This window comes from Frankia sp. AgB1.9, assembly GCF_016786355.1.
GTDB lineage: Bacteria > Actinomycetota > Actinomycetes > Frankiales > Frankiaceae > Pseudofrankia.
On the sequence record NZ_JADWYX010000064.1, the window covers coordinates 1 to 25504 of the forward strand.

Annotated in this window: 25 protein-coding genes; 8 read left to right on the top strand and 17 right to left on the bottom strand. The window is 72.4% G+C overall.

The window, feature by feature from the left end; translation table 11 throughout:
- Positions 1–113 precede the first annotated feature (113 nt).
- From I6A60_RS23985 to I6A60_RS24015, 7 genes are all read right to left on the bottom strand, one after another.
- Positions 114–1712, bottom strand: coding sequence for an ABC transporter substrate-binding protein (locus I6A60_RS23985; protein ID WP_203021422.1), 1599 nt, complete (start codon positions 1710–1712; stop codon positions 114–116).
- Between the two features lie 122 nt (positions 1713–1834).
- Positions 1835–2821, bottom strand: a complete 987-nt coding sequence (locus I6A60_RS23990; protein WP_203021423.1) for an ABC transporter permease — start codon at positions 2819–2821, stop codon at positions 1835–1837.
- Positions 2818–3684, bottom strand: coding sequence for an ABC transporter permease (locus I6A60_RS23995; protein ID WP_203021424.1), 867 nt, complete (start codon positions 3682–3684; stop codon positions 2818–2820). Before I6A60_RS23995 ends, I6A60_RS23990 begins: the two co-directional genes overlap by 4 nt.
- The gene (locus I6A60_RS24000; RefSeq protein WP_203021425.1) at positions 3681–5531 is read right to left on the bottom strand and encodes an ABC transporter ATP-binding protein; all 1851 of its coding nucleotides are present in this window, start codon (positions 5529–5531) and stop codon (positions 3681–3683) included. Before I6A60_RS24000 ends, I6A60_RS23995 begins: the two co-directional genes overlap by 4 nt.
- A complete protein-coding gene (locus I6A60_RS24005; RefSeq protein ID WP_203021426.1) occupies positions 5524–6414 on the bottom strand; it encodes a polysaccharide deacetylase family protein in 891 nt (296 codons plus the stop codon). Before I6A60_RS24005 ends, I6A60_RS24000 begins: the two co-directional genes overlap by 8 nt.
- Entirely contained in the window at positions 6411–7994 is a 1584-nt protein-coding gene (locus I6A60_RS24010; protein WP_203021427.1) for an amidohydrolase family protein, read from the bottom strand. Before I6A60_RS24010 ends, I6A60_RS24005 begins: the two co-directional genes overlap by 4 nt.
- The gene (locus tag I6A60_RS24015; RefSeq protein WP_307873836.1) at positions 7991–8713 is read right to left on the bottom strand and encodes an aspartate/glutamate racemase family protein; all 723 of its coding nucleotides are present in this window, start codon (positions 8711–8713) and stop codon (positions 7991–7993) included. Before I6A60_RS24015 ends, I6A60_RS24010 begins: the two co-directional genes overlap by 4 nt.
- A gap of 320 nt (positions 8714–9033) precedes the next feature.
- Here I6A60_RS24015 and I6A60_RS24020 point away from each other — a divergent pair, with 320 nt between their 5' ends.
- Complete coding sequence (locus tag I6A60_RS24020) at positions 9034–9786, top strand: GntR family transcriptional regulator (RefSeq protein ID WP_203021428.1); 753 nt, start codon at positions 9034–9036, stop codon at positions 9784–9786.
- Positions 9787–10154: 368 nt separating this feature from the next.
- Here I6A60_RS24020 and I6A60_RS24025 read toward each other — a convergent pair whose 3' ends face one another.
- Both I6A60_RS24025 and I6A60_RS24030 read right to left on the bottom strand, forming a co-directional pair.
- Entirely contained in the window at positions 10155–10604 is a 450-nt protein-coding gene (locus tag I6A60_RS24025; protein ID WP_203042681.1) for a nitroreductase/quinone reductase family protein, read from the bottom strand.
- Between the two features lie 468 nt (positions 10605–11072).
- On the bottom strand, positions 11073–12113 hold the full coding sequence (locus I6A60_RS24030) for an LLM class F420-dependent oxidoreductase (protein WP_203021430.1): 1041 nt from the start codon (positions 12111–12113) through the stop codon (positions 11073–11075).
- Positions 12114–12536: 423 nt separating this feature from the next.
- On the opposite strand from I6A60_RS24030, the gene I6A60_RS24035 reads away from it, so the two are divergent.
- The 3 genes from I6A60_RS24035 to I6A60_RS24045 all read left to right on the top strand — a co-directional run bounded on the left by I6A60_RS24035 (position 12537) and on the right by I6A60_RS24045 (position 13735).
- The gene (locus tag I6A60_RS24035) at positions 12537–12830 is read left to right on the top strand and encodes a type II toxin-antitoxin system Phd/YefM family antitoxin (protein WP_203021431.1); all 294 of its coding nucleotides are present in this window, start codon (positions 12537–12539) and stop codon (positions 12828–12830) included.
- Positions 12817–13242 carry a type II toxin-antitoxin system VapC family toxin gene (locus tag I6A60_RS24040; protein WP_203021432.1) on the top strand — a complete coding sequence of 142 codons (426 nt, stop codon included), beginning with the start codon at positions 12817–12819 and terminating at the stop codon, positions 13240–13242. Before I6A60_RS24035 ends, I6A60_RS24040 begins: the two co-directional genes overlap by 14 nt.
- 211 nt (positions 13243–13453) lie before the next feature.
- Entirely contained in the window at positions 13454–13735 is a 282-nt protein-coding gene (locus I6A60_RS24045; RefSeq protein WP_203042682.1) for a hypothetical protein, read from the top strand.
- A 20-nt stretch (positions 13736–13755) separates the two neighbouring features.
- Here the strand turns inward: I6A60_RS24045 and I6A60_RS24050 are convergent, their stop codons facing one another.
- Positions 13756–14271: a GNAT family N-acetyltransferase gene (locus I6A60_RS24050; RefSeq protein ID WP_203021434.1), complete on the bottom strand. Its 516-nt coding sequence runs from the start codon at positions 14269–14271 to the stop codon at positions 13756–13758.
- Between the two features lie 264 nt (positions 14272–14535).
- Here I6A60_RS24050 and I6A60_RS24055 point away from each other — a divergent pair, with 264 nt between their 5' ends.
- Positions 14536–15999: a hypothetical protein gene (locus I6A60_RS24055; RefSeq protein ID WP_203021435.1), complete on the top strand. Its 1464-nt coding sequence runs from the start codon at positions 14536–14538 to the stop codon at positions 15997–15999.
- Between the two features lie 75 nt (positions 16000–16074).
- On the opposite strand, the gene I6A60_RS24060 is transcribed toward I6A60_RS24055, so the two are convergent.
- From I6A60_RS24060 to I6A60_RS24080, 5 genes are all read right to left on the bottom strand, one after another.
- Positions 16075–16854 carry a VOC family protein gene (locus tag I6A60_RS24060; protein WP_203021436.1) on the bottom strand — a complete coding sequence of 260 codons (780 nt, stop codon included), beginning with the start codon at positions 16852–16854 and terminating at the stop codon, positions 16075–16077.
- Between the two features lie 84 nt (positions 16855–16938).
- Entirely contained in the window at positions 16939–17562 is a 624-nt protein-coding gene (locus tag I6A60_RS24065; protein WP_203021437.1) for a LysE family translocator, read from the bottom strand.
- Positions 17563–17636: 74 nt separating this feature from the next.
- Positions 17637–18302 (bottom strand): TIGR03086 family metal-binding protein, encoded by a 666-nt coding sequence (locus I6A60_RS24070; RefSeq protein WP_203021438.1) that lies wholly within the window; start codon positions 18300–18302, stop codon positions 17637–17639.
- A gap of 1 nt (position 18303) precedes the next feature.
- Entirely contained in the window at positions 18304–18786 is a 483-nt protein-coding gene (locus I6A60_RS24075; protein ID WP_203021439.1) for an SRPBCC family protein, read from the bottom strand.
- Positions 18786–19160, bottom strand: coding sequence for a metalloregulator ArsR/SmtB family transcription factor (locus tag I6A60_RS24080; protein WP_203021440.1), 375 nt, complete (start codon positions 19158–19160; stop codon positions 18786–18788). Before I6A60_RS24080 ends, I6A60_RS24075 begins: the two co-directional genes overlap by 1 nt.
- 429 nt (positions 19161–19589) lie before the next feature.
- On the opposite strand from I6A60_RS24080, the gene I6A60_RS24085 reads away from it, so the two are divergent.
- Positions 19590–20336 carry a CoA transferase subunit A gene (locus I6A60_RS24085; protein ID WP_203021441.1) on the top strand — a complete coding sequence of 249 codons (747 nt, stop codon included), beginning with the start codon at positions 19590–19592 and terminating at the stop codon, positions 20334–20336.
- A complete protein-coding gene (locus I6A60_RS24090; RefSeq protein ID WP_203021442.1) occupies positions 20333–20974 on the top strand; it encodes a CoA transferase subunit B in 642 nt (213 codons plus the stop codon). The genes I6A60_RS24085 and I6A60_RS24090 overlap by 4 nt, the downstream gene beginning before the upstream one ends.
- 140 nt (positions 20975–21114) lie before the next feature.
- On the opposite strand, the gene I6A60_RS24095 is transcribed toward I6A60_RS24090, so the two are convergent.
- Positions 21115–23157, bottom strand: coding sequence for a serine/threonine-protein kinase (locus I6A60_RS24095; RefSeq protein ID WP_203021443.1), 2043 nt, complete (start codon positions 23155–23157; stop codon positions 21115–21117).
- Between the two features lie 171 nt (positions 23158–23328).
- On the opposite strand from I6A60_RS24095, the gene I6A60_RS24100 reads away from it, so the two are divergent.
- Positions 23329–24276, top strand: a complete 948-nt coding sequence (locus I6A60_RS24100) for an aldo/keto reductase (RefSeq protein WP_203021444.1) — start codon at positions 23329–23331, stop codon at positions 24274–24276.
- A gap of 204 nt (positions 24277–24480) precedes the next feature.
- Here the strand turns inward: I6A60_RS24100 and I6A60_RS24105 are convergent, their stop codons facing one another.
- Positions 24481–25116 (bottom strand): response regulator transcription factor, encoded by a 636-nt coding sequence (locus tag I6A60_RS24105; protein WP_203021445.1) that lies wholly within the window; start codon positions 25114–25116, stop codon positions 24481–24483.
- Positions 25117–25504: the final 388 nt, after the last annotated feature.

Below are 25504 nucleotides of genomic sequence, written 5' to 3' on the forward strand. Positions count from 1 at the left end.
CCCGGAGCCCGGCCCCGCCAGGGCCATGAGGGGTACCTCGTGGGGGGCGGGGGGGCGGGGCGGCCGGCGGCCGCGCGGCGCCGGGGGGCGGCGGCGGCGGCGGGCCGGTGGGGTCAGGACTTGGCGATGCCGATCTTGGAGAAGTCGACCTCGAAGGCGCCGATGTTGTGCGCCTCGGCGATCCCGGTGATCCACTTCTGGGCGAGGATCCAGTCGTTGTTGTTGGACAGGTGGTAGTAGCAGCCGTTCTTCGTGTATTCCTGCGCGGCCCTCACGTAGAGGCTGGTGTCACCGGTGGCGACGGCCTGGTCGAGGGTCGTGTTGACCGACGGCACGTCGCACTGCAGGAAGTCGATGCCACCGGACTTGTCCCAGAAGACGTGGCCCCACATGTAGGGGTCACCGCCGTCGGGGCCGTTGGAGGCGTCGATGAAGGTGTCCGGGCCCTTGGTGGGGTCCTCGGACCAGGAGAAGACCTGGTCGGTGGTGTAGCCCTGGACCTTCGCGTCGAGGCCGTCCGCCTGCAGGGCCGCGGCGATGATGTTCGCCATCTTCTGGCCGTTGGGCTGGTTGGTCTGGAAGCCGACGGTGAGGCTCTTGTCGGTCGCGGTCTTCGCGTAGGCCGCCATCACCGACGGGTCATAGGTGATGTCCTGCTTGTCCGTGCCGGCGGGGAGCATCCCGCGGGCGTAGCTGGTGGTGGCCGGTGTGGCGAACTTGTCGCCGAGGACCTGGGAGACCAGCTGCTTCTGGTTGATCGACTGCAGGAACGCCATCCGGGCCGGCTGGGTGGCGAAGAAGTCCTTGTTCGGGTTGGTGGTGATCTGCGCGGTCGCCATCATCGGCAGGAAGTAGTTGTCGACCGGGCGGCTCGCGTAACGCGGGATCGCCGAGGACGGCAGCGCGTTGACGAGCAGCTGGACGTCCCCCTTGTCGAAGGCCAGCTCCAGCGCCGAGACGTCGGTGTAGACGGGCAGCCGGATCGTCTTGAACGGCGAGGTGCCGCCCCAGTACTTGGCGTACTGCGTCAGCACGTAGAGCCGGCCGACCTCGGCGGTGGTCAGCTCGTACGGCCCGGCCCCCAGGTCGTGGGTCTTCAGGTAGGTCTGCGCCTGGTCGGTGCCCGCGTGGTCCTTGAGGCCGGTGGGGGAGAGCATCTTCGGGCCGAACGGCGAGGCCAGGTAGTTCAGGAACGCCGAGTTCGCCGACTTGAGGTGCACCACGGCGGTCAGGTCGTCCGGGGTGTCAACCGAGGCCACGATCGCCGCGAGGTAGGCCGGGCCGCCGTTGATCGACGCCATCCGGGCGATCGACGGCATGACGGCCGCCGAGGTGAACGGGGTGCCGTCGTGGAACGTCACGCCCGAGCGCAGGTGGAAGGTGTAGGTGAGCTTGTCGGCGCTGACGTCCCACGAGGTCGCGAGCTGCGGGGCGATCTTCACCTGGTCGGTGTTGGGCGCGTAGGTGACCAGGCCGTCGTAGACGTTCTTCATGATGGCGATGCCGTTGCCGGCGTAGAAGGTCGCCGGGTCGGGTGGCATGCCGATGTCGCCGAGCAGGCCGACGGTGAGCGTGCCGTCGGTCGGCGGCTTGCTGGCCGGGCTGGCCGAGGACGAGCTGCCGCCGCCGCAGGCGGCGAGGGTGGCCGCGAGCACGGCCGCGACCGCGGCGGCCGCGGTTTTGGCCGCGCGCCGTCCGAGGGTGCGATTCATGGGTGAAGGTCCAATCAGACGAGCGGAGGGCGGACGGGCGGGGCGGGTGTCGACGGGCGTTGTCGACCGGGGGCGTGAGGCGGGGTTCAGGGGACGGCGGCGTTCGCAGGGCCGGCCGGGGTCTAGAGGGCCAGGCGTGGGTCGGCGAGGGTCTGGAGCACGTCGACGACGGCGTTGGCGACGATGTAGATGGCGCCGAGCAGCAACGTCACCCCGGCGATCGCGGGGAAGTCGCCGCTGGCGATGGAGTCGCCCAGGTAGGAGCCGATCCCGGGCCAGCTGAAGATCTTCTCTACGACGACGACGCCGGCGAACATCGAGCCGAGCTGCAGGCCGGACATCGACAGCGCCGGCCCGACCGCGTTGCGGGCCACGTGCCGGGCGACGACGGCGCTCTCGCGCAGGCCCTTGGCCCGCGCCGTGCGGACGTGGTCGGCGCGCAGCGTGGTCTCGACGCTGGAGCGCAGGATCCGCCCGATCGCGATGGCCGGGGCGATCGCCAGCGCCAGCGCTGGCAGCAGCAGATGGCGCAGCGCCTGGCCGAACAGCCCAAGATTCCCGTGCAGCACGCTGTCGAGCAGCAGGAACCCGGTCGGCGACGACGTGTCCGCGCCCCGCCCGGCCGCCGGCAGCCAGCCGAGGTCGGCGTAGAACACGACGATCCCGAGCACCCCGAGCAGGAACACCGGCGCCGACGCGGCGACGAGCAGCAGCCCACGGACCGGCGCGCTGCCGCGCACCCGCAGCGCCCCGGAGAACGCGTAGCCGGCGCCGAGCAGCGCCGCGAGGACGAACGCGGCGAAGACCAGCTCCAGCGTCGCCGGGAAGAAGTCCGCGAGGTCGGTGCCGATCGAGCGCCGGGTCCGCAGCGACGTGCCCAGGTCGCCGTGGGCGGCGTGGCCGACGTAGCTGAAGTACTGCTCGAACAGCGGCCGGTCCAGGCCGAGCCGGTGACGGACCTCGGCGATCTGCCCGGGTGACGCCTTGGCCCCCAGGTAGGCGGCGGCCGGGTCGGAGTCGGACAGGTGCTGGAGCACGAACAGCACCAGCAGCAGCAGGAGCAGCAGCCCGACGGCGATCCCGGCGCGGTGCAGCGCGAACCGTCTCATGACCGGCCTCCCAGCAGCCGGCGCAGCGCGTCCCCGCTCAGGTTCGCGATCAGCGTCAGGGCCAGCACGGCGAGGCCCGGAATGATCGGGACCCATTTCTGGCCGAGCAGCTGGTCGAGGGTGCTCGCCGTGTCGGCGCCGAGCTCGGGTGCCGGCTGCTGCTGGCCCAGGCCGATGAACGACAGGCCGGCGAGCAGCAGGATCACGTTGCCGATGTCCAGGCTCGCGGACACCACCGCGCTCGGCACGACCCCGGGCAGCAGGTGGCGCACCACGATCCGGACCCGGCCGACGCCGGCCAGCCGGGCGGCCTCGACGTGGGGCCGGGCCGCGAGCGCCCGCACCTCGCCGCGGATGATCCGGGCGTAGTACGGCCACCAGACCAGCGAGATCCCGATCAGGGTGTGCAGCAGGCTCGGCCCCAGCGCGGAGACGATCGCGATCGCGACGAGCGCGCCGGGCATCGCGAGGAACAGGTCGGTGGTCCGCATCAGCACCGCGTCGACCCAGCCGCCAGCCGCGCCCGCGATCAGGCCGACCGTCCCGCCGACGACCAGGCCGACGGCGACGACGAGCAGCGCCGACAGCCAGCTGGCCCGCATCCCGAGCAGCACCCGGGACAGCAGGTCGCGCCCGATCGAGTCGGTGCCGAGCAGGTGGTGCGGCGAGAGCGGCGCGAGGTCGAGGTCCCCGACCGGCGACACCGGGTTGTAGGGCGCGAGGACCGGCGCGAGCAGCGCGACGAGGGTGACCAGGCCGAGCAGCCCGACGAGCGCCCGGTCGACCCAGTACGAGCGGCCCCGGCGCAGCCGGCCGGCGACGTCGACGCCGAACCGGGTGGGCAGGGTGGCGACCGTGCTCATGCGGACTCCACGGCATCAAGCGGGCGATGATCCAGACGGGGTACGGCGGCGAGCAGCGCCCGAGTGCGCTCGTGCGCCGGCGCGGTCAGGACGGTGTCGGTGGCGCCGGTCTCGACGACCTCGCCGTCGGCGATGACGGCGATCCGGTCGCCCATCAGCCGGGCCACGGCCAGGTCGTGGGTGACGAACACGACGGCCATCCCGAACCGGGCCCGCAGGTCGCGGATGAGATCGAGCACGGTCGCGGCCAGCGAGGCGTCCAGCGCGCTGGTCGGCTCGTCGCACAGCAGCACCGCCGGTGGGACGAGCACGGCGCGGGCCAGGCCGATCCGCTGGCGCTGCCCGCCGGACAGCTCCGCCGGCCGGGCGGCGAGCACCGCGTCGGGCAGGCCGAGCAGCCCGAGGGTCTCGGTGATCCGCGCCGCCGTCTGGGCCTTGCCCAGACGCAGCGGGCGCAGCCGTTCGCGCAGCTGGCTGCCGACCGACAGCCACGGGGTCAGCGACGAGCCGGCGTCCTGGAAGACCATCTGCGCGCCGCCGCGCACGACCGCGGTCCCGTCGGTCGGCTTCGTCAGGCCGGCGATGACGCGCAGCAGCGTCGACTTGCCCGACCCGCTCTCGCCGACGACGGCAACCGCCTCGCCGGCGCGGACATCGAGGTCGACGCCGCGCAGCGCGTGCACGACGTGCTTGGGGCCCCGGCCGCTCTTCGCGGTGAACCGGCAGTGCAGGCCACGGATCTCGACGACGGGCGCACCGGTCGGCTCGGCCGCGAGCGCCGCCTTCGCGGCGGCGGCCGGATGGACCGGGGTGGGCGGCGCGGCCACGATCGGCGCGACGTCGGCCGCCGGGCGCCAGCAGGCCCGCAGGTGGTGCGGCCGGAAACGCTCGATCGGCGGCTGGTCGGTCGCGCACCGCTCGACGACCAGCGGGCAGCGGGTGTGGTACGCGCAGCCGGTGAGCCGGGCGGCGACGTCGCCGGCCTCCGCGGGCAGCGTCCGCAGCGCGCCGGTCCGCGGGGTGTCCAGGTCGAGGCGGGCGCCGAGCAGGCCGGCGGTGTAGGGGTGCGCGGCGTGGTGCAGCACGTCGCCGGTCGGGCCGACCTCGGCGAGCCGGCCCTGGTAGAGCACCGCGATCCGGTCGGTGAGCTGCGCGGCGACGGCCAGGTCGTGGGTGATGAACAGGACCGCGCAGCCGAGCTCGTCGCGCAGCTCACCGAGCAGCGCGAGCAGCTGCGCCTGGACGGTGACGTCGAGCGCGGTCGTCGGCTCGTCGGCGATCACCAGCGCCGGGGTGCCGGTCAGCGCGATCGCGGCCATCACCCGCTGGCGCAGCCCGCCGGACAGCTCGTGCGGGAACGCCCGCAGCCGCCGGACCGGCTCGGGGACACCGACGGCGGTGAGCAGCCGGACCGCCTCGGCCTCGTCGCGGCTGACCTCGGTGATCTGCCGGCCGACTCGCATTGTCGGGTTCAGCGACGTCATCGGGTCCTGGAAGATGACGCCCAGGTTCTGGCGGCGCAGCCGGCGCAGCTCGGCCGGTGAGCCGTGCACGACGTCGGTGCCGGCGACCCGGATCTCACCGTCGACCACCGGGCGGGACGCCGCCGGGAGCAGGCCCATCAGGGCCAGGGCCAGCACGCTCTTGCCCGAGCCGGACTCGCCGACCAGGCCGACGATCTCGCCGGGCGCGATCTCCAGGTCGACGCCGCGCAGCACCGGCGACGTCACCCCGTTGCGGGTCAGCGACACGGTCAGCCCGCGTACGCTCGCCACCGGCCCGGCCGCCAACGTCTCGGCCGCCAGGGTCCCGGTCACGGCGGTCCCGGTCACCGTGGGCTCAGCCATCGCGGCCTCCGGTACCGGCGGGCGGCGGGCACAACGCGGCGAACGCGGCGTGGATCTCACCCGGGCGGGCGAGCCAGGCCCGGTCGCGTCGGGCCGCGATGTGCGCGAGCGCCCGGGTCACCTGGCGCAGCCGGAACGGCACCCCGGAGATGAACGAGTGCAGCACGATGCTCATCACCAGCGGCCCGTCATCGGCGCTCAACAGCTCGTCGAACTCGTCGACGATCATGTCGGCGAACGTCGAGGCGTCGACGTGACGGCCGATCACCGAGCTGGAGTCGTTCAGTTCCAGGGCGTAGGGGATAGACAGCAGCGGGCCGGTCGTGGTGCGCAGCCAGAACGGCCGGTCGTCGGCGCGCAGGTCGAGCAGGTAGCGGTAGCCGGTGGCCGCGAGAAGGTCGATCGTGGCCGGGGTGTGGGTGAGCCAGGGGCTCGACCAGCCGCCGGGGCGGGCGCCCTCCTCCTTCTCGATCCGGCTGGCGACCGCGTCGAGGTAGTCGCGTTCCTGGCCGGCTGGCAGGTCGGCGAGCGAGTCGGAGTTCGAGATCCCGTGCCCGACCAGCTCCGCGCCGGCCGTACGGGCCGCGTCGGTGACCGCGGCGGCCGCGTCGTAGACCTGGGTGTTGAGCAGCAGCGTCGGCGGGATGCCGAGCGAGCCCAGCCGGTCGAGCAGGCGGAACACCCCCACCCGGTTGCCGTAGTCACGCCAGGCGCCGTTGACCAGGTCGGGCGCCGGCACGTCCGGCAGCAGGTCCTCGACGTGGCCCTCGCCCGCCCGGTAGTCCTCCACCCCGATCGCCACGTAGACGGCCAGGCGGCGCCCGCCGGGCCAGCTCCCTGGCGACGGCGAGGTGATCGGGTCGTAGTCGTAGCGGCGTGTCATCGGCTGCCCACCCATCTCGTCATGCCGACGTCGACGGCGGCCGCCTGGCGGACCATCCGCTGGTACGTCGGATACAGCCGTCGCGCTCCTTCGGCCCGGCGGGCGAGCAGGCCGGGACGGGCGGCGGCGAACAGCTCCCTGGCCTCGGCGAGCAGCGCCGCCTCGTCGACGCTGGTGACCGTGCCGTGCTCGGCGACGACGACGCCGTCGACCATGGTCAGCACGACGCTGCCGCCGGACTCGCAGTAGACAAGCTGGCCGGCCAGGTCGTTCAGCGGCGTGAACGCGGGGGAGCGCAGGTCGAGCAGGGCCAGGTCGGCGAGCGCCCCGGGCACGATCCGGCCGAGCTCGCCCCGGCGCAGCATCGCGGCGGCGCCGCCGGTCCACAGCGCGTCGAGCACCTCGGCCGGCGCCGGCCACCGCTCGCTGTCCAGGCCGGTGACGTTGTGGATCAGGCCGGCGAGCTTGACGACGTTCCACAGGTCGGCGGCGTCGTTGCAGATCGCCTCGTCGACGCCGAGGGCCACCGGGATGCCGCGGTCGAGCATCGCCCGCAGCGGCATCACCCCGCTGCCCAGGCGCAGGTTGCTGACCGGGTTGTGCACGACGACCGCACCGGCCGCGGCGATCAGGTCGAGGTCCGCGTCGTCGGTCCACACCGCGTGGATCACGTTCGTGCGGGCGTTGAGCAGGCCCAGGTCGGCGGTATACCGGACCAGCGAGCGGCCGGCGAACCGCGGCTGGGCGTCCGCGAGGACCCGCTGGGTCTTCGTCTCCAGCATGTGCGCGTAGAGCGGGACGTGGTGGCGGGCGGACAGCTCGTTGAGCGCGGCGAAGTACTCGGGGCTGACCCGCTGCGGCGCGGAGATCGACACTGCGGCCGTCAGCCGGCCGCCGGCGGCGCCGTGCCAGGTGTCGAACAGGTACCCGTAGAGCTCCAGCAGCTCGTCGCGCGACCGGGGTCCTGGCGCGTCGAGCGCGGCCCGCAGCTCGGCCGGGGCGAGGCCGTCGAGGAACGGCAGCTTCTCGGTCTCGGCGAGTTCCGGCTGGTCGAGCGCGACGGCGGCGCGAATCCCACAGTCGCGGTAGGCGGCGAGGACCGCGTCGATGATCTCCGGTTCGGGCCAGGGCATGATGAACGCGTCGTCCTGGACGGACGTGGTGCCGGTCCGCAGCATCTCCAGCGCGGCCAGCATCGTGCGCAGGTAGGCCTCGCGCGGGCTCGGCGGTTCCGCGTCGGCCGGCGTCTCGAAGAGCATGAACAGCTCGAGGGGCATGCTCGGCAGGTCGCCTTTGAGATGGTTCGCCGGCGAGTGGAAATGGGCGTTGATCATCCCGGGGATCAGCAGGTGGTGACCGTGACCAGCCACGACGCGGTCCGGGTTCGGGCGGCCCGGGCGGGTCGCGTCGGTGCCGACGGCGGCGATCCGGTTGCCGACGACGAGCACGTCGGTCGGGCCGGTCGCGTGCCCGGGGGCGTCGCGGTCGTAGACGAGCACGTCGCGGAACAGGATCGTGGTCGTCGCGGTGCGCCGGTCTGGCGCGGCGCCAGCCGGCACGGGTGCCGAGGCCGCGCTCACGCGAGCACCGGCCCGAGCCGGTCGGGCGGCGCGTAGGTCGCCACCCGGGACGTCGACAGCCGCTGGGCGAGCAGCCCCTCGACCATGGTGACCGCCGCTGCGACGCCCTCCACCACCGGCACGCCGAGCCGGTCGGTCAGCGGGCCGACGAGGTCGGCGAGGCCCGCGCAGCCGAGCACGATCGCCTCGGCGCCGTCGGCGGCCAGCGCGTCGGCCGCCTCGGCGGCGACGGCGTCCAACAGGTGCAGCGAGCCGCCGTGCACCTCGGCGACGGGCTCCTCGATCGCGCGCACGGTCGCCCGGTGCGCGAGGCCGGTCTCGCGCAGCACCCGGTGCGACTGCTCCCGGGTCCGCGGCGGCAGCGTGACGACGCTGAACCGGGCGGCCAGCAGTGCCGCGGTGAACAGCGCCGCCTCCGTCATGCCGACGACCGGGCCGCGGGCGGTCTCCCTCGCCGCCGGCAGGCCCGTGTCGCCGAAGCAGGCGATCACATAGCCGTCGACGCCGGTGGCCTCGCCGGCCCTGACCTGCTCCAGGACTGCGAGCGCGCCCCACACCTCGTCGGTGTTGCTCTCCACCGACTCGACCCCGCGGGCCGCGGTCGACTCGACCAGCCGGGTTGACGGGCCGGCCACCGCCTCGGCGCCGGCGAGCACCGCCCGGGTCATCGACGCGGTGGTGTTCGGGTTGACGATCATGATCGTCCGCGGCGCGCTCACCGGCTCGCCACCGCCCGGGTGGCGGCCGGTCCGGCGGCTCGGCCGGGCATCGTCCGCATCAGGTCCACGAGGCGAAACGGTATACAACTCGGTGTTTCGGTCGAGAAAAGTTTGGGCTACGTTCCCGGTAGCGCGGGGATCTAGCATTAACGATCATGAAAACGGTATTCCGTCTCACGCCCGGACCGGGCTCTGGCGGGTTAGCGTTGCTAGGCCGGGCTGACCGGTGGCGGCGGTCGGCTGATCGTCCGCCGGCGCGGCCGGGATGCGACCATGGAGCCACCAGGCAGCCTGGGACAGCGGGAGGAGACCCCACACCGATGGTCACGCCGATCACGGCCGACGTGCCCGCGCAGGATCCGGCTGCCCAGGATCGAGTAGCCCAGGATCCAGTGGCCCAGGACCCGAAGGGCCCGGGGGAGTCGCTGTCCCGGCGGATCTACGACCAGCTGCGCGAGGGCATCATCCGCGGCCGGTACCCACAGGGCACCCGCCTGGCCGAGCAGCGCCTGGCCGAGGAGCTCAGCGTCTCCCGGGTGCCACTGCGCGAGGCCGTCCCGCTGCTGGCCGTCGACGGCTTCGTGCGCACGCTGCCCCGCCGGGGCGCCGTCGTGAACACGTGGACCCTGGGCATGGCCCACGAGCTGTTCGACCTGCGGCTGTGCATGGAGGTCGGCGCGGCCCGGTTCGCCGCGCGCCAGGTCGGCCTCGGCCGGTCGGCGCGGCCGCTGCGCGACGTGCTCGAACGCTCCCGCGAGGGCGTCCGGACCAGGGACGCCTACCGGATCGCCGCGGACAGCACCGAGTTCCACGAGGTGGTCGTCGACCTGACCGCGAACACCCTCATGCGCTCGGTCATGCGCTCGGTGACCGGCCGGATGATGTGGCTGTTCTACCTGACCTCAGACCTCGACGCCGACGACGCCCTCGACGGCCACGAGGAGCTGCTCAGCGCGATCGAGTCCGGCAAGGAACGCGTCGCCGAGGCCATCGCGTACGCCCACATCGAGCGCGACCGCGACGAGTCGATGCGCGTCCTCGTCGAACGCCGCGGTATCGCCAACCTGGCGTAACCCCGCTCCCGCCACGCCGGCCCGCCCCGGCCGGACCGGTCCGCCCCGGCGCGGGCCGGTGCGGCCCCCGCCGGGCCGCGGCGGTCCAGCGTGGCCCCGGCCCGGCACAGCCGGCCGGCGGCTGGCGGTGATCGTCTGGCTGGTGGGATCGCCTGGCTTGCCGTGGTCGCCGGCCCGCGGCCATCGTCTGGCTGGTGGTGATCGTCTGGCGGTGGTGATCGGCGGTTTGGCCCTGGCGTGGTCGTGACCAGCGCGTTTTTACAACCACCCGAGGGCCGAAACGGCGATCATGGGTGCGCAGGTGGTGCGCGGTGCGGTGCCGGGCGGCCGAAGGTTGCGGGAGGCCGGCGGGAGGGCTGCGCCCAGGGTCAGCGGGAGGCGCCTTCGATGACGACGAGGGGGATCTCGCGCTCGACCTGGCTCTGCATGTCGCGCATCCGCTGGTTGAAGGTCGCGAGGGCGGTCAGCGGCCGCTCCCGCTCGACGCCCTCGGCGGTCGAGGCCACGGCGGTGTAGCGGTCGACGGTGCCGCTCGCGCCTGGCAGCTCCACGGTCACGACGGGGTTGGCGGCCAGGTTGAGGTACCAGTCGGGGTGCGTCGGCGCGGCGTTGTTGGCCGCCCAGAGCACGATCCGGCCCGGCCCGTCCTCGAAGAACGCCAGCGGCGTGGTCCGCTCCGCGCCGGACCTGGCGCCGACGGTGGTCAGGAGCACCAGCCGCGAGCCTTTGATCATCCCCTCGGTGAGCTGTCCGCCGTTCGCCCTGAACTGCTCGATGACCTCGAGGTTGAACGCTCGCATGTCACTCGGCATCGTCATCGCGCGCTCCTGGCTCTCGTCGCTCGGACGGTAGCCAGGCTACCCGCGGCGGATCAAGGAGCGGCCCGATACGCCCTGGCGCGCACGCGACACCTGCGGCCACCCGCACCCTCGCGACCGGCGGCCATCCCTGCACGGCAGCCGTCCCCTGCACGGCTGCGATCCGCACGCTGGCGGCCATCCCCTGTCCGGCGGTCACCCGCAGTCCGGCAGCTATCCTCTGCGCGGCTGCGATCCACAGTCTGGCGGCCATACGCTTGTCCGGCGGTCACCCGCAGTCAACCAGCCGCGCATGCAGCGGAGGAACCCTCGCCGCCTGCCCCCGTCACGCCTCCATGATCGCCGTTTCAGCCCTGAACTGGTCGTAGGGCAGGCCGGATCGCAACCACTTCAGGGCCAAATCGGCGATCAACTGCCGCCTGAGCCGCCTGAGCTGTGCGGGCCGCGAGAACGGCGCGGGCGGCGTGCTCAGCCGATCCAGTCGCGGAGCCGTTCGACCAGCGCGACGCGGGAGCGATGGTCCGGCGCGAGCGGGGTGACGTTGAGCGTCGTGGCACCCGCCTCGGCATACTCGGCGAGCTTCTCGCGGACCCCTCCCTCAGAGCCCACCAGCGCCGTGGCCCGCAGCAGATCCGCCGGAACGGCGGCCTCGGCTTCCTTCTTCTTCCCATCGAGGTAAAGGTCCTGGATGAGAGCTGCTTCCTTCTCGTACCCATAGCGCTGGGCGAGGCTGTTGTAGAAGTTCTTGCCCTTGGCGCCCATGCCACCGATGTAGAGCGCGAACATCGGGCGCATCAGGTCCAGCCAGCTCTCGGCGTCGTCGCCGATCGCCAGCGGCGCCTGCACGACGACGTCGAGCTCGCCGAGCTCCGGATCGCGCTTCGCCTTCCCGGCCGCGAGCGACGCGCCCCACACGTCGCCGGCCCGCCCCGGGTGGAAGAAGAACGGCTGCCAGCCCTCCGCCTTCTCCGCGGCGAGCTCGACGTTCTTCGGCCCGATCGCGGCGATGAAGATCGGGATGTGGGTCCGCACGGGGTGGTTGATCAGCTTCAGCGGCTTGCCCAGCCCGGTGCCCTGCTCGGGCGGCAGCGGCAGCGTGTAGTGCTTGCCCTGGTACTCGAGCCGGTCCCGGCGCCAGACCGCACGGCAGATGTCGATGATTTCTCGGGTCCGGCCCAGTGGCGCGTCGTAGGGGACGCCGTGGAACCCTTCGATCACCTGCGGGCCGGAGGCGCCGAGCCCGAGGGTGAACCGGCCGCCGGAGACGTAGTCCAGGCCCGCGGCCGTCATCGCGGTCAGCGTCGGGGTCCGGGTGTAGATCGGCAGGATGCCCGCGGCCAGCTCGATCCGCGCGGTCCGGGCGGCGAGGAAGCCGAGCTGGCTGACGGCGTCGAACGAGTACGCCTCGGCCACGAAGACGATGTCCAGGCCGGCCTTCTCGTAGTCCGCGAGCTCCTCGACCGCCTCGGCGAACCCACCGCCGTACGACAGCTGCATCCCGATCCGCACCTGGCCGCGCCTCCCTGCCCAGCTCGGCGCCGTGCACTGCCGCGAACCGCGGCGGCACAGCGATACGAAGCGTCAGCCTAGGCTGATCACCCCCCACCACGCGAGATGATCGGCCCGCATGCGTCATCTGACTGACCTGCGCGGAACCGACCCGCGTGGGCTCGGAGTCGGGCCCAGTCATGCGTTGGGGGTGGGGAACCATCCGGACCCGGGGGCCACCAGGTATGAGTCCAACCTGGCGGCGACGGTGCCCGATGGCCTGTATGTGAGATCCGTCGGAAATGGGGTACTGTTGACATCGACACTGTCGCAGTCGACAGTGGGTCGTGTCGGTATCGGGTTCGTGGTGGTGAAGGCCTAGCGGAGGAGGTGGCCTTTCCTATGCTGTCTCGGCAGGACAGATTCCCGCCGGGGGAGGCCTTCGTGCGATGGCAGGTCCAGGAGGCGAAGCAGCGGTTCGGCGAGATGCTGCGTGCCGTGTCTCGTGACGGTCCCCAGACGATCTCGCAGCACGGTCACGATGCCTTCGTCGTCATCGATATCGATGAGTATCGCCGGCTTACCGGTCGGCGCCGTGACCTGAGGTCGGTCCTGCTGGGGCCGCCCTACTTCAGCGATGAGATGTCCGCGATCATGGATGAGATCGAGCGGGACCGGGGCGCCGACAAGCCGCGTCCTGTCGATCTTCCTGAGGTCGGCGGGGGTGACGAGCGGTGACCTTTTGCTCGACACGAACATCATCTCCGAGACCCGCAAGAGCCGCCCAGACACCGGGGTCGTCGCCTGGATCGGCTCTGTCGAAGCCGACCGCCTGCATCTTTCCGCGCTCACCATCGGAGAGATCGAACTGGGAATTGCCAAGCTGCGCCGACGCCGTGATGATCGGCAGGCCGCGTATTACGCCGACTGGCTGGCTGCCATAGCCGAGGGGTTCGCGGGTCGGATCGTGCCTGTCTCGGTCGAGATCGCACGCCGGTGGGGCCAGACTGGCGAGGTCGACCCCGTGTCCACAGTCGATGCCCTCCTCGGCGCCACCGCGCAGACGTACGGATGGACTCTGGTCACCCGCAATGTCAAGGATTTCGTCTCCTTCGATATCCCAGTATTCAATCCGTTTGCCGGTACCTGATGGTGAGCGCCGCGAGTTGGACGGAGATCGGCATCTCCGCCTGATGGGACGTCCTTCGAGAATGGTTGAGGCGCGCTGGGCCGCCGTGATCGGATGCGCGATGCTCTGGGTCGTGCTGGTAGCGGGTCTGGCCGGGTGCGCGAAGGTTCGGGGGAGTGGGTGCGAGGCGGACCATCCCGTCGTCGCACCGAGGTCGGTCAAGGTCGGCAGCGTGCTCACTGTCACGAGCCTTGACCATCCGTGCGCCCGGGCGACGGCCCCGGGTGGCACGCACCGACTCGTCCTGCGCCAGGTGGGCAAGCCTGACCTCGATCTCGGCTCGGTCCCCATCCGGCCGGACGGCACCTACGTCACGCAGGTCCGGATTCCGGCCGGTGCGCGGCCTGGCCTTGCCTTCATCTCCGTGACCGGGACGCTCCCGGTGCCGTGCGACGACAACGGCGCCGCTTCCTGCGCCGGCTACGTCACCAAGGTCAACCTTGAGGCGCCCTAGGCCGTTCTCACCGGGGCACTTTACGAGGGAGTGCTGACGTCGAGGCGGTAGTAGCGCAGGGCGTCCGCTTCACGGACGAACTCGAAACCGTTCTTGGTCAGCACTCGTTGTGAGGCGACGTTCTCCGTGTCCGTGTCGGCGAGCATGGCGCGCACGCCCGGATGGGACCGGCAAAGTTCCACGAGACGGCCGACGGCCTCGGTCGCGTACCCATGCCCCCGCGCGGCGGGCACGAGGCCATATCCGAGCATGACCTGGCCGTCGTCGTCGGGCGGCCCGAAGAATCCGATGGTCCCGACGGCGACCGAATCCAGGTCGACGCGGTAATTGCCGAACGGCGCCGGGTCCACGCCCGATGAGGCGACGTGCAGAAAGCCGCGCACGCCGTCGCGGTCGTCCTCTCGTGGGAAACCGTCGGCCCACCGGTCCTGGGCGTTCGGAGTCTCGTCGACGATGCGCCTGCTCTCCTCGACCGTAAGCGGATGCAGGCACAGCCGCGGCGTCAAAAGGTCGGTAGCGCGCTGAACCGTCGTCACCGGGCGAGCATATTGGCGCCCGCCAGGCCACAGCCGATGGTCACCGAGTCCGCCCCTCAGTCCTGGCGGGCGCCGCCGACGTGCGCCGGCCGGCCGGCACCTGGCGCCGAGCGGCGTGGCTAAGCCACGCACCGTCGCCAGGCCGGTGAGCGGCATCGCCCAGGTGTCGTGACCTCCCGCCGAACCTCTAGGCTCCCGACGTTCGAGGTCACGTCCCACTTGGCAGTGGCTGACCGTTTCCACTGCGGGTGAGGACAGGACGGCATGACGGCTGGCGCGACACCGACCGACGAGACACCTTCGTCCGCGGGGACGGAGGAACCCGCCAGCGAACGGCCCGACCAGTCGCCGGCCGCCGTGCCCTGGGCCGTCCCGGAGAGCGTGCCCGCCGCCGCGCCGCCCGCCCCAGGGCAACCGGTGCCGGTGCTTGGACAGGGCCAGGCGGCGGTGCCGGGCGGGCCGGTGGGGGCCGAGGCGCCTGATCGAGGCCGCGGGCTGGCTGGCCGTCCGTGGCTGGTCGGGCTGGCCGTAGGTGTGGTCATCGTGCTCATGGCCGCCGCGGTGGTCATCGGCGTCAGGCTGCGCGCCGACGGGGGCAGCTCGGGTGACGTGTCCGCCGCGCTGGCGGCCCCGGCGCGGACGACGACCCCGGCCCCGCCCTCGCCCAGTCCCACCCGGGCCTACGCTCCGGTGCCGGCCGGGGGCCCAGGCCCCGCCTACTCCGGCGCGATGCTCTCGCTGGACGGGATCCAGCCCGAGTACGTGTCGGTGAGCCGGGACGGCGTCCTCTACGTCTCCGGGTACTCCTTCAACCGGTCGACCGTCTACCGGATCGACCCGGACGGCACCGTCACGCCGATCGTCGGCGACGAGAAGGTCTCCTCGGTGGGCGGGGAATCGCAGGCCGGGATATCCGGCGCCGGGCAGGTCGACTGGGACGACGCGGGCAACCTGTACGTCCCGGACATCAACGGCTACCGCATCCGCAAGATCGACACTGCCGGTGTCGTCACCACCGTGGCGGGGGTCGGGCTGGAAGGGGCCTCCGGCGACGGCGGCCCCGCCGTCGAGGCGCAGGTCGGCAGGGTGGAGGACGTCGCGGTGCTCGGCGACGGCACCATCTACTTCGGGGATCTGCAGAGCAACCGGGTCCGCAGGATCACGCCCGACGGAATCATCACCACGGTCGCCGGAACCGGCCAGCCGGGCTTCACCCGCGGCCCGGCGAGCGCGACGTCCGCCAAGCTCGGCGGCCCGAACACGATCGAGGACGGCCCCGACGGCAGTATCTACTTCACCAACATCGCCAGCGGCACCGTCCAGCGGATCAGCCCCGACGGTCGACTGACCACCGTCGCCGGCAGCGGCTACTGGGACATCAGCACCAACGGCCGAACCGGCGAGGGCCGCCGGGCCACCTCGTCGGCGGTACGGCTGACCGTCCCCAGCCTCGGCCTCGGCCCCGACGGATCCCTCTACCTGGTCAGTCCGGGCCGCGCGAACGTGCGGAAGGTCGGCCCGGACGGAGTCATCAGGACGATCGCGGGGACCGGCGGCGAGGGCGCGGACGGCGACGGTGGCCCCGCGACGGCGGCCACCTTCCTGCAGCCCCGGGCCGTCGCCGCCGATGTGACCGGCGCGGTCTACGTCGTGGACGGCGGGAACCAGCAGGTACGCAGGATCGCCCCCGACGGCACCATCACCACCGTCGTCAGGTCCACCGGGTAAGCACCGCGACCCGGGTCCGCGCCACCGCGCGAGACCGCTTGCGTCGGTCCGCGCCGAGCAGGGCGACGAAGCGCGTCAGGGCGCGGCAGTGGTCGGCTGGAGGATCGAGAAGTGGGCGCCCAAAGGGTCGTTGGCGACGGCGAACCGGCCCGGCGGGATGTTGGTGGGCGGGACCGGCACGGAGCCGCCGAGGCGGGCGATCTCGGCGGCGCAGGCGTCGGCGTCCTCGACCTGGAGGTAGACCATCCAGTGGGCCGGGATCTCGGGCGGCCAGACCTCGTTCATCTGCATCAGGCCGCCGAACCGGCGACCGTCGAGCGACCAGTAGACGTAGGTGACGCCGTCGCCCAGGCTCTCGCGCTCCCCGGTCCAGCCGAACACGTCCTCGTAGAAGCCGACCGCGGCGTCGGCGTCGCGGACCGCCAGCTCGGTCCAGCACAGCGCGCCCGGCTCGTCGACGAGCTCGACCCCGGAGTTGGCCCGCGGCTGCCACAGCCCGATCGGCGCGCCCTCGACGTCGGCGAGGACTGCGAGCCGGCCGGCGTCGAGGACGTCCATCGGCTCGACGAGCACCTTGCCGCCGGCCGCCAGCGCCCGCCGCGCCGTCTCGTCGGCGTCGGCCACACCGAGGTAGGTCATCCAGACGTTCGGAAAGCCGGGGAAGGCGGGACCCGCGCCGGCGACCCGCCGGCCGCGCAGCGCCAGTTCGGTGTACCCGCCGGCGGCCGGATCTGGCGACCGGCGGGCCTCCCACCCGAAGAGCGTGGTGTAGAACGCGACGGCGGCGTCGACGTCCGACGTGGTGACGTCGATCCAGGCGGGCGTGTTCGCGACGGCGGTGCTGACCTCGGCCATGGCGTGCTCCCTCGGGCGGTGGGCCGTGACCCGGTCACCGTAGCGGCGGCCTGCGACAGAACGAGGGCGGCAGCTCCGAGCGGCTCAGGGCTCGACGGCGAGGCGGAGCCCGAAGCCGATCAGCACAAGTCCGGTGACGCGGTCGACCCAGCGGCGGACCGGCCCGTCGGACAGCCAGCGCGTCACCGGCCCAGACAGGGCGAGCAACGCGACGTAGTAGCCGGCGGTCAGCACGACGAAGATCCCGCCGAGCAGCAGCGAGGTCGCCGCGACCGGGGCGTGGGTCGGAATGAACCCGGGCAGGAACGTCATGAAGAAGACGCCGACCTTCGGGTTCAGGAGATCCGTCAGCAGCCCGGACGTGAACCCGGTCCCCACCAGGCCGCCGCGCCGTCCGCGCGCGGGTTCACCGGCCGGGCCTTTGTGGGGGCGGGCGCGCAGGGTCACGAAACCCATCCAGCCCAGGTAGAGCGCGCCCGCGACCCGCAGTCCGAGGTAGGCGTCGTGGCTCGCGGTCAGCAGCGCCGACAGGCCGAGTGCCGCCGCGACGACCCATACGACCAGCCCGGTCATCACACCGAGCGACGCTCGCACGGCGGCCCGGCGTCCGCCCGCCATCAGGTTTCGCACCACGATGAGGGTGTCCGGCCCCGGCAGCAGCACGATGAGCACGGAGGCGACGGTGAACGTGGCGACGTCGACGAGCACCGGGAAAGCGTACGAGGCGTCGAAGCATGCAACTACCGGATTTCAGGGCCTCGCGGGCCTGTGCCAGGCCACGGTCACGCCTGGGGCGCGAACGACGGATCGCGGCCGATGAAGGCGAGGAGGCGGGTCTGCGCGCCGGAACCGGCCGGGACCTCGACCCGTGGGCCGTACTGGCCGGAGTCCCGAAGCAGGCCCTCGATCGGTTCCATCCCGGCCAACAGGACCGCGCACAGGTCGGGGTCGAGGCTGTCGTCCTGACCGGTGGCACGGGCGAGATCCCAGGTGTGCATGAAGATGTCGACCGTGTAGAACTGGTCGACCGCGGGGGCGAGCGGGTGCTCGCCGACCATCGGATGACGAAGCTTCCGGTCCGTGGTCGCCGGATCGTCCAGCAACGCCTGGACAGCGTCGGCGTGTACCTGCCAGGCGGCGACCGGGTCCTCGTCGACCGAGGGACCCTGGGCCAGCTCGATGCCGGTTCCAGCCGCCAGGAACCCGGGAAACCACTCGCACAGGTGGCGTACGACGTCGCGCGCGGTCCACTCCGGCACCGGCGTGGGAGCGTCCCAGTCCTTGGTGCCTAGAACACGGTCGGTGAAGCCCGCCGCGACCGCGCGGTGGCGTTCGGCTGGCCGGTCCGCCAGCGCCGCGAGGGAGCCGCCGGTGCCGGCGTCCTGTGGCTGACCGGTCCGGTTCGTGTCCTCGCGCCGGTCTGCTGCGGTGGATCGTCCTTCCGCCATGTCAGGCGTCCAGGGCGCGCAGGAGGGCGTCCAGCTTGAGGTAGCCCTGTTCGACCCCGGTCTCCATGCCGCTGTTCAGGAACGCGTCACGGCTCTCGAAACTGTCGACCAGCGACTGGGCGTGCAGGCGGGTGCGGCCGTCTCCGAGGTCCTCGAACCACATCGTCTCGAGCGCCACCTGGTCCGGCGCACCCTCGTAGGTGAAGGTCTGGATCAGGCGCGCGGGACCGACCTCGTGGAACGACCCGTGGAAGGCGTGCTCGACGCCGCCCCGGGCGCCGACGTAACGCCAGCTTCCGCCGGTGCGCGCGTCCCAGTAGTCGATCGTGGTCTCGAAGCCGTCCGGGCCGACCCACTGGGTGAACAGCGCGGGGTCCGTGTGGGCGCGCACGAGCTGCGCGGGTGTGGCGTGGAAGTCGCGGGTCATCCGGACGAGCGGCACGTTCGGGTCCGCTTCGATCGTGACCGTCTTGGTGGTGGCCATCAGGCTGTCTCCCTGCTCAGTTGGTCGTCGTTCTGCATGGGCGTCTCTTCGGCGGAGTCGCCGGTCATGGCGGCGAGGACGGCGTCGAGGCGTTGGTAGCGCCGCTCGGCCTCGCGGCGGTAACGCTCCAGCCAGGCCGTCGCCAGGTCGAAGACCTGGGCCTCCAGGTGCACCGGGCTGCGGTGCGCGGCCCCCGCCCGGCTGACGAGCCCGGCCTGCTCCAGCACCTTCAGATGCTTGGAGACCGCCTGCACCGACACCTCGTAGGGCGCCGCCAGCTCGCCGACCGTCGCGTCACCGTCGGTGAGCCGGGCGACCAGGTCCCGCCGGGTCGGGTCGGCCAGCGCCGCGAACACCCGGGAAAGCTGGTCCACAACCCCACCTCCTCAACCACTCGGTTGACGAAACCCTCTCGCGCTTCGACGCGCATGTCAACCATCTGGTTGAGATCGCCGGAACGCCGCTGTCTCGGCCCCGCTGGGATGGCCTGATCGGGCCAAGATCGCTGTTTCGGCCCTCGGAGGGTCGTGTTCGACGCCGGATCGCAGCCACTCCAGGGCCGAACCGGCGATCATCCTGGCGGCTGGCGGCTGGCGGCTGGCGGCTGGCGCGAGGGTGCGGGGTCGTCGGCGGGGGAGTGTCGGCTTCGTCGGGCTGAAGGTCGACGCGAGAGCGGCCCTCTCGGCTAGCGAGAGGAAGCGTGGCAGTCCAAGGGGCCGGCCGTTTCGGACACGCTGGACGTACTGGTTAGTCGCCACTAACCTGACGCGGGTTGGTGGGACGAGGTGGGAGGCGGGTGAGCGGTGGACAAGGTGGTGGCGGCCGCGGCCGACGCGGTGGCGGACATCGGCGACGGGGCCTCGCTGGCAGTGGGCGGGTTCGGCCTGTGCGGCATCCCCAGCGTGCTGATCGACGCGTTGCACGAGGCCGGGGTCTCCGGGCTGAAGACCGTGAGCAACAACTGCGGCGTCGACGGCTGGGGCCTGGGCGTCCTGCTGCGGGCTGGCAAGATCGCGCGGACGACAGGCTCCTACGTCGGGGAGAACAAGGAGTTCGAGCGGCAGTTCCTCGCCGGTGAGCTGGAGGTCGAGCTCGTCCCGCAGGGCACCCTGGCCGAGCGGCTGCGCGCCGGTGGCGCCGGTATCCCCGCGTTCTACACGCCCGCCGGCGTCGGCACCCAGATCGCCGACGGTGGCCTGCCGCTGCGTTACGACGGCAAGGGCGGTGTCGCGCTCGCCTCCGAACCGAAGGAGACGCGGGCCTTCGACGGCGTCGACTACGTGCTGGAGCGCGCGATCGTCACCGACTTCGCGCTGGTGCACGCCTGGAAGGGCGATCGCCACGGCAACCTCGTCTACCGGGAGAGCGCCGCGAACTTCAACCCGCTGTGCGCCGCCGCAGGGAAGATCACCATCGCCGAGGTCGAGGAGATCGTAGAGCCCGGCGAGCTCGATCCCGCCGAGATCCACACCCCGGGCATCTTCGTCCAGCGGGTCGTGCACGCGCCGGACATCGTGAAGCGCATCGAGAAGAGGACGGTGTCGGCATGAGCCTGTCCCGTACGGAGCTGGCCGCCCGCGTCGCCCAGGAGCTCAAGGACGGCCAGTACGTCAACCTCGGGATCGGCCTGCCGACCCTCGTGCCGAACTACCTGCCCGCGGGCGTGCATGTCGTCCTGCACTCGGAGAACGGCGTGCTCGGCGTCGGCCCCTACCCGACCGAGGACGACGTCGACCCGGACCTGATCAATGCCGGCAAGGAGACCGTCACGGTCCTGCCCGGCGCGTCGTTCTTCGACTCCGCGACGTCGTTCTCGATGATCCGCGGCGGACACGTCGACGTCGCCGTCCTCGGCGCGATGCAGGTCTCCGCGACCGGCGACCTGGCCAACTGGATGATCCCCGGCAAGATGGTCAAGGGCATGGGCGGCGCGATGGACCTCGTCCACGGCGCCCGCAAGGTCATCGTGATGATGGAGCACACCGCCAAGGACGGCAGCCACAAGCTGGTCGACACCTGCTCCCTGCCGCTGACCGGCAAGTCCTGCGTCCACCGCGTCATCACAGACCTGGCCGTCCTCGACGTCGTCCCCGGCACCGGTTTTGTCCTGCGCGAGCTGGCCCCCGGCATCACCGTCGACGAGGTCCGCAAGGCCACCGGCCCCGAACTGACGGTCGCCCTCGACTGAGGTTCGCGAGGGCGGCTCTCGATGGCTACCGCGATCCGAACGGCTCGTGTCGCACTGAAGGCGACATCGCCGCGCGGAGCACCGCAACTGTCATTCCGTGACCGAATTGCGCCTTTTATCAACCGGCGCCGGGGTGGGGTTCAGCCGGCGGCGGGTGTGGGGGAGGCGTTGGCGGTGTCGATCGGGACGCGGACCTTGGGGCCCGCGCCGATCGAGTTGCGGGCCTCGATGTAGACGGTCACCCCGGCCGCGCAGTCGGCACCGTCGGCGGCAGTGGCGCAGTTCAGGAGGAAGGTCGGCGAGGTGCTGGTGGTGACAGTGGTGGCCGTGCCGTTCCCGGTCACGGCGATGCGGTAGTCGACCTGGCTGTCGCCGCCGAGGTCCGCGGGCGGGTCCCAGGTCAGGCGGCGGCTTCCGGGGCCGGGGGTGGTCTGGACGACGTTCCTGACCTGTCCTGGCGCCACGCAGCCGACGGCGTCGACGGGCGCCGACGGGGTCGAGCCGCCGGGGCCCACGGCGGTCACCGTGAACGAGCGGCTGGCGCAGTCGGGCACCTTCACGGCGACGGTGGTCCGCCCGGCGGCGACGGTCCTGGTCGCCAGGCCGGTGGCGGCGATCTGGTAGCTGGTGACGGAGCCGCCGTCGGGCTGGGTGATCGTCAGCGACACCGCGCCAGACTGGGCCGTCGCCCGCAGGACCGGCTGCGCCGGCGCGCCAGCCGACGGCGAGGCGGTCGCGGTCGCCGACTGGGTGGGCGACGACGTGGGCCTCGCCGAGGCGGACGGCCTGGGCCCGGGGTTGCTCGACCGGTCGCCGGGCGCGCTCGCCGATGGTTCGGGAGTGAGCCCGAACGTGGGTCCGGACTCGGCCCCGGTGTCGTTCGCGGGATTACCGTGTCCGGCGGCCCGCAGCGCGACCGCGATACCCGTGCCGGCGAGCACCAGCACGACGATGGCGGCGACCAGCAGCATGAGCCCGCGGCGCGACCGGTCGGGACGCCGCCGACGGCCGGTGGCACCCGGCGGCAGGACCCGATCCGGCGGCGGCGCCGAGCCGGGGCCGGAACCTGGGTGTTGGCCAGCGGCCGCCGGCTCCCGGACCCGGGCGTCCGGCCGGCGGCTGGCCGGCAGGTCGGTCCGGGTCTCGGCGACCGCGTCGTCGGCGAGGAAACGGTTGAGCAGGGTGGGCTGCGCGCCGTCGTCGTCGAGCCCACCGGGCACGTGCGTCGTGAGGTTGCGGTCCCAGTCCGGCGTCAGGCTCCACGTCGGCACGGACTCGTGGGTCCGCGGGCCCGACGTCGACGAGTCCGGGCGGCCCAGCCGGGGCAGCGCGGGCAGGCCGGAGAACGTCGGTTCCAACGCGGTCAACGTCGCGATCGCCTGGGACGCGGTCGGGCGGTCCCCGGGCTGCTTGGCGAGCATCGCGGCGAGGAGGTCCCAGAGCTGGTCGGACAGGTCCGCGGGCCGCACGGGGGTCTCGTTGACGTGGCGGAGCAGCACGGCGATCGCGGGGCCGCCGACGAACGGCGGCTGGCCCGCGAGCAGCTCGTAGAACAGGCAGCCGGTCGAGTAGATGTCGACGGCCGGGGTCGTCGGCTGGGCGCTGGCCAGCTCGGGGGCCAGGTACGACGGCGTTCCCAGAATTCCGGTGCCGGTCGTCAGCGACGGGCCTTCCAGCTGGCGGGCGATGCCGAAGTCGGTGAGGACCGCGTCGTCGCCGTCGAGCAGCACGTTCTCCGGCTTGACATCGCGGTGCACGACGCCGGCCTCGTGCGCCCGGCGCAGGGCGACCAGCACCTGGCCGGTCAGCCGGCCGGCGTCGGTCGGGGTGAGGGTGCCACGGCGGCGCAGCAGGCCGCGCAGGTCGCCGTCTGGTAGGTAGTCCATGACGATGCCGACGCGGTCGTCCTGGGCGATGAGGTGCCGAATCCGGATGATGTGCCGGTCGGCGAGCCGGGCGACGACCGAGCATTCCCGCAGCAGCCGGGCGACCACCTGGTCGTCGTCGGCCAGTTCCTGGCGCAGCAGCTTGACGGCGACCAGCTCGCCGTTCGGGGTGACCGCTCGGCGGACCTCTCCGGTCGCGCCGCGACCGAGCACCGCGCCGATCCGCAGGTCGCCGAGGGCGAACTCGTCCTCGGCGGTCATCCCGCCCAGGCCCGCGCCCGTCCAACCGCCGTCCATCGGTCCCGCTTCCCTTGTGTCAACCCGCCGATCCTCCCATAGGCCCGATCCGGGCCTGGAGAACCGGTCGGCCGGGACCGCTGCCAGGGCGTCCGCCGGCCACGCCCGGCGCCGGCGCGCGGCGGGACCGTACTCTGCGATCAGGTGGGAGTCGTCGTGAGCGGAGGGTCCATGCAGACACGGCCGTTGGGCACGAGCGGGCCGGCGGTGTCCGTCGTCGGGCTGGGCTGCAACAACTTCGGGATGAAGATCGACGCCGCGGCGACGGCGGCGGTCGTGGGTGCCGCGCTCGACGCCGGGATCACCCATTTCGACACGGCCGAGATGTACGGCGGCGGGAGGTCGGAGGAGTACCTCGGAGCGGCCCTCGGGTCCCGGCGCGACGAGGTCATCATCGCGACCAAGGTGCTGCCCCGCCCGGCGGACGAGCCCTACGCCCCGGGCATCCTGCGCCGGCGCATCCTGGCTGGCTGCGAGGGCAGCCTGCGTCGGCTGGGCACCGACCGGATCGACGTCTACTACCAGCACTATGTCGACGCCGACGCCCCGAACGCCGAGGCGATGGACACGTTCGACGAGCTCGTCAGGGCGGGCAAGGTGCGCCACCTCGCCTGCTCCAACGTCACGGGGCCGCAGATCGAGGAGCGGACTTCCTACGCCGACGGGCACGGGGTCGCGCCGTTCACGGCGGCCCAGATCGAATGGAGCCTGCTGTCCCGGAGCGTCGAGGCGCAGATCGTGCCGGCGGCGGTGAAGGCTGGGATGGGGATCGTTCCCTACTTCCCGCTGGCCTCCGGCTTGCTTTCCGGCAAGTACCAGGCGGGGGTGCCGTTCCCGGCGGGATCGCGGCTCGGGGACCTGCCGTTCTTCGCCCGGACCGCGACTGCGGAGAACTTCGCCTACATCGACGCGCTGACGGCGTTCGCCCGGGAGCGGGGCCACACGATCCTGGAGCTGGCGATCGCCTGGCTCGCGGCCCAGAACGGCGTCTCCAGCGTCATCGCCGGGGCGACCAGGCCCGAGCAGGTCGCCGCCAACGCGGCGGCGGCCGCCTGGGAACTCACCGCCGCCGACCTGACCGCCCTCGACAGGATCCCGCCCCCGGCTTCGCCCGCCTGACGCCGGGCTGGCTCGGCGAGCGCTGCCTGGGCGGCACGTTGGTGGCTGTGATCGCCGTTTCGGCCCTGACATGGTCGTAGAAAGCCGCTGGTAACAACCACGCGAGGGCCCAAGCGGCGATCATGGCCCGGGTGCCGGGTGCCGGGTGCCGGGTGCCGGGTGCCGGGTACCGTCAGCCGGCGGCGGCGGGGCTCGGCTGGGGGGCTACTTCTCGACCCGGGCGGCGAACACCGCGGCCTGGGTCCGGCTGGTCAGTTCCAGCTTGACCAGGATCGAGGAGACGTAGTTCTTGACCGTCTTCTCGGACAGGTGGATCCGGCTGGCGATCTGCCGGTTCGTGAGGCCCTCGGCGACCAGGTGCAGGATCTCCCGCTCGCGGGTGCCGAGGGCTGCGAGCTTCGGGTCCTGCGTCGGTCCCTCGCGCAGGCGGGTGAGGACGCGCTGGGTGACGGCCGGGTCGAGCAGCGACCGGCCCGCGGCGATCGTGCGGATCGCGCCGATCAGGTCGGTGCCCTTGATCTGCTTGAGCAGGTAGCCGGCCGCGCCAGCCATGATCGCGGAGAACAGCGCGTCGTCGTCGTCATACGACGTGAGGATGAGGCAGCCGATCTCCGGGTGGGCGGAGCGGATGTCCCGGCAGACGTCGATGCCGCTGCCGTCCTCCAACCGGGCGTCGAGAACGGCGACGTTCGGCGCGGCGGCCGGGAGGCGGCGCAGCGCCTCGGCGGCGGTCGAGGCCTCGCCGACGACCTGGATGTCGCCGGTGTCCTCGAGCATCTCGCGGATGCCACGACGCACGATCTCGTGGTCATCCAGCAGGAACACCCGCACTTCGCTCATGATCCATACGATACCCGGTTCATCCAGCTCAGAACGGCCTCACCGGTTCGTCCCTGCCGTTCGGACCAGCCGCGACAGGCCGCGCGGCGGGCCGATCGGCCCGGTCGACGGCCCGCTCCCACAGGCCGAACCGACCCCCGGCCGTCCTGTCCTTTAGGCGCGAAGGCGCCTCGTCCGCGCGACCAGGGCAGGTCGAAAGGTCATGGCAGCGACCACACCATTGGCCGACCCCGTGCCCGGGAACTGCGCCGCGGCTGACGCGAGCGTCCATCGGGCCGGCGGAGACGGACGCGCCCGCCGGCACTATCCACCGGGCCGAAGGGGGCCGGGTTGGTGGACGAGTGTCGACGGGCGCGTTCGCCTCTGGCCCGCGCGGCGGGGTGAGGAG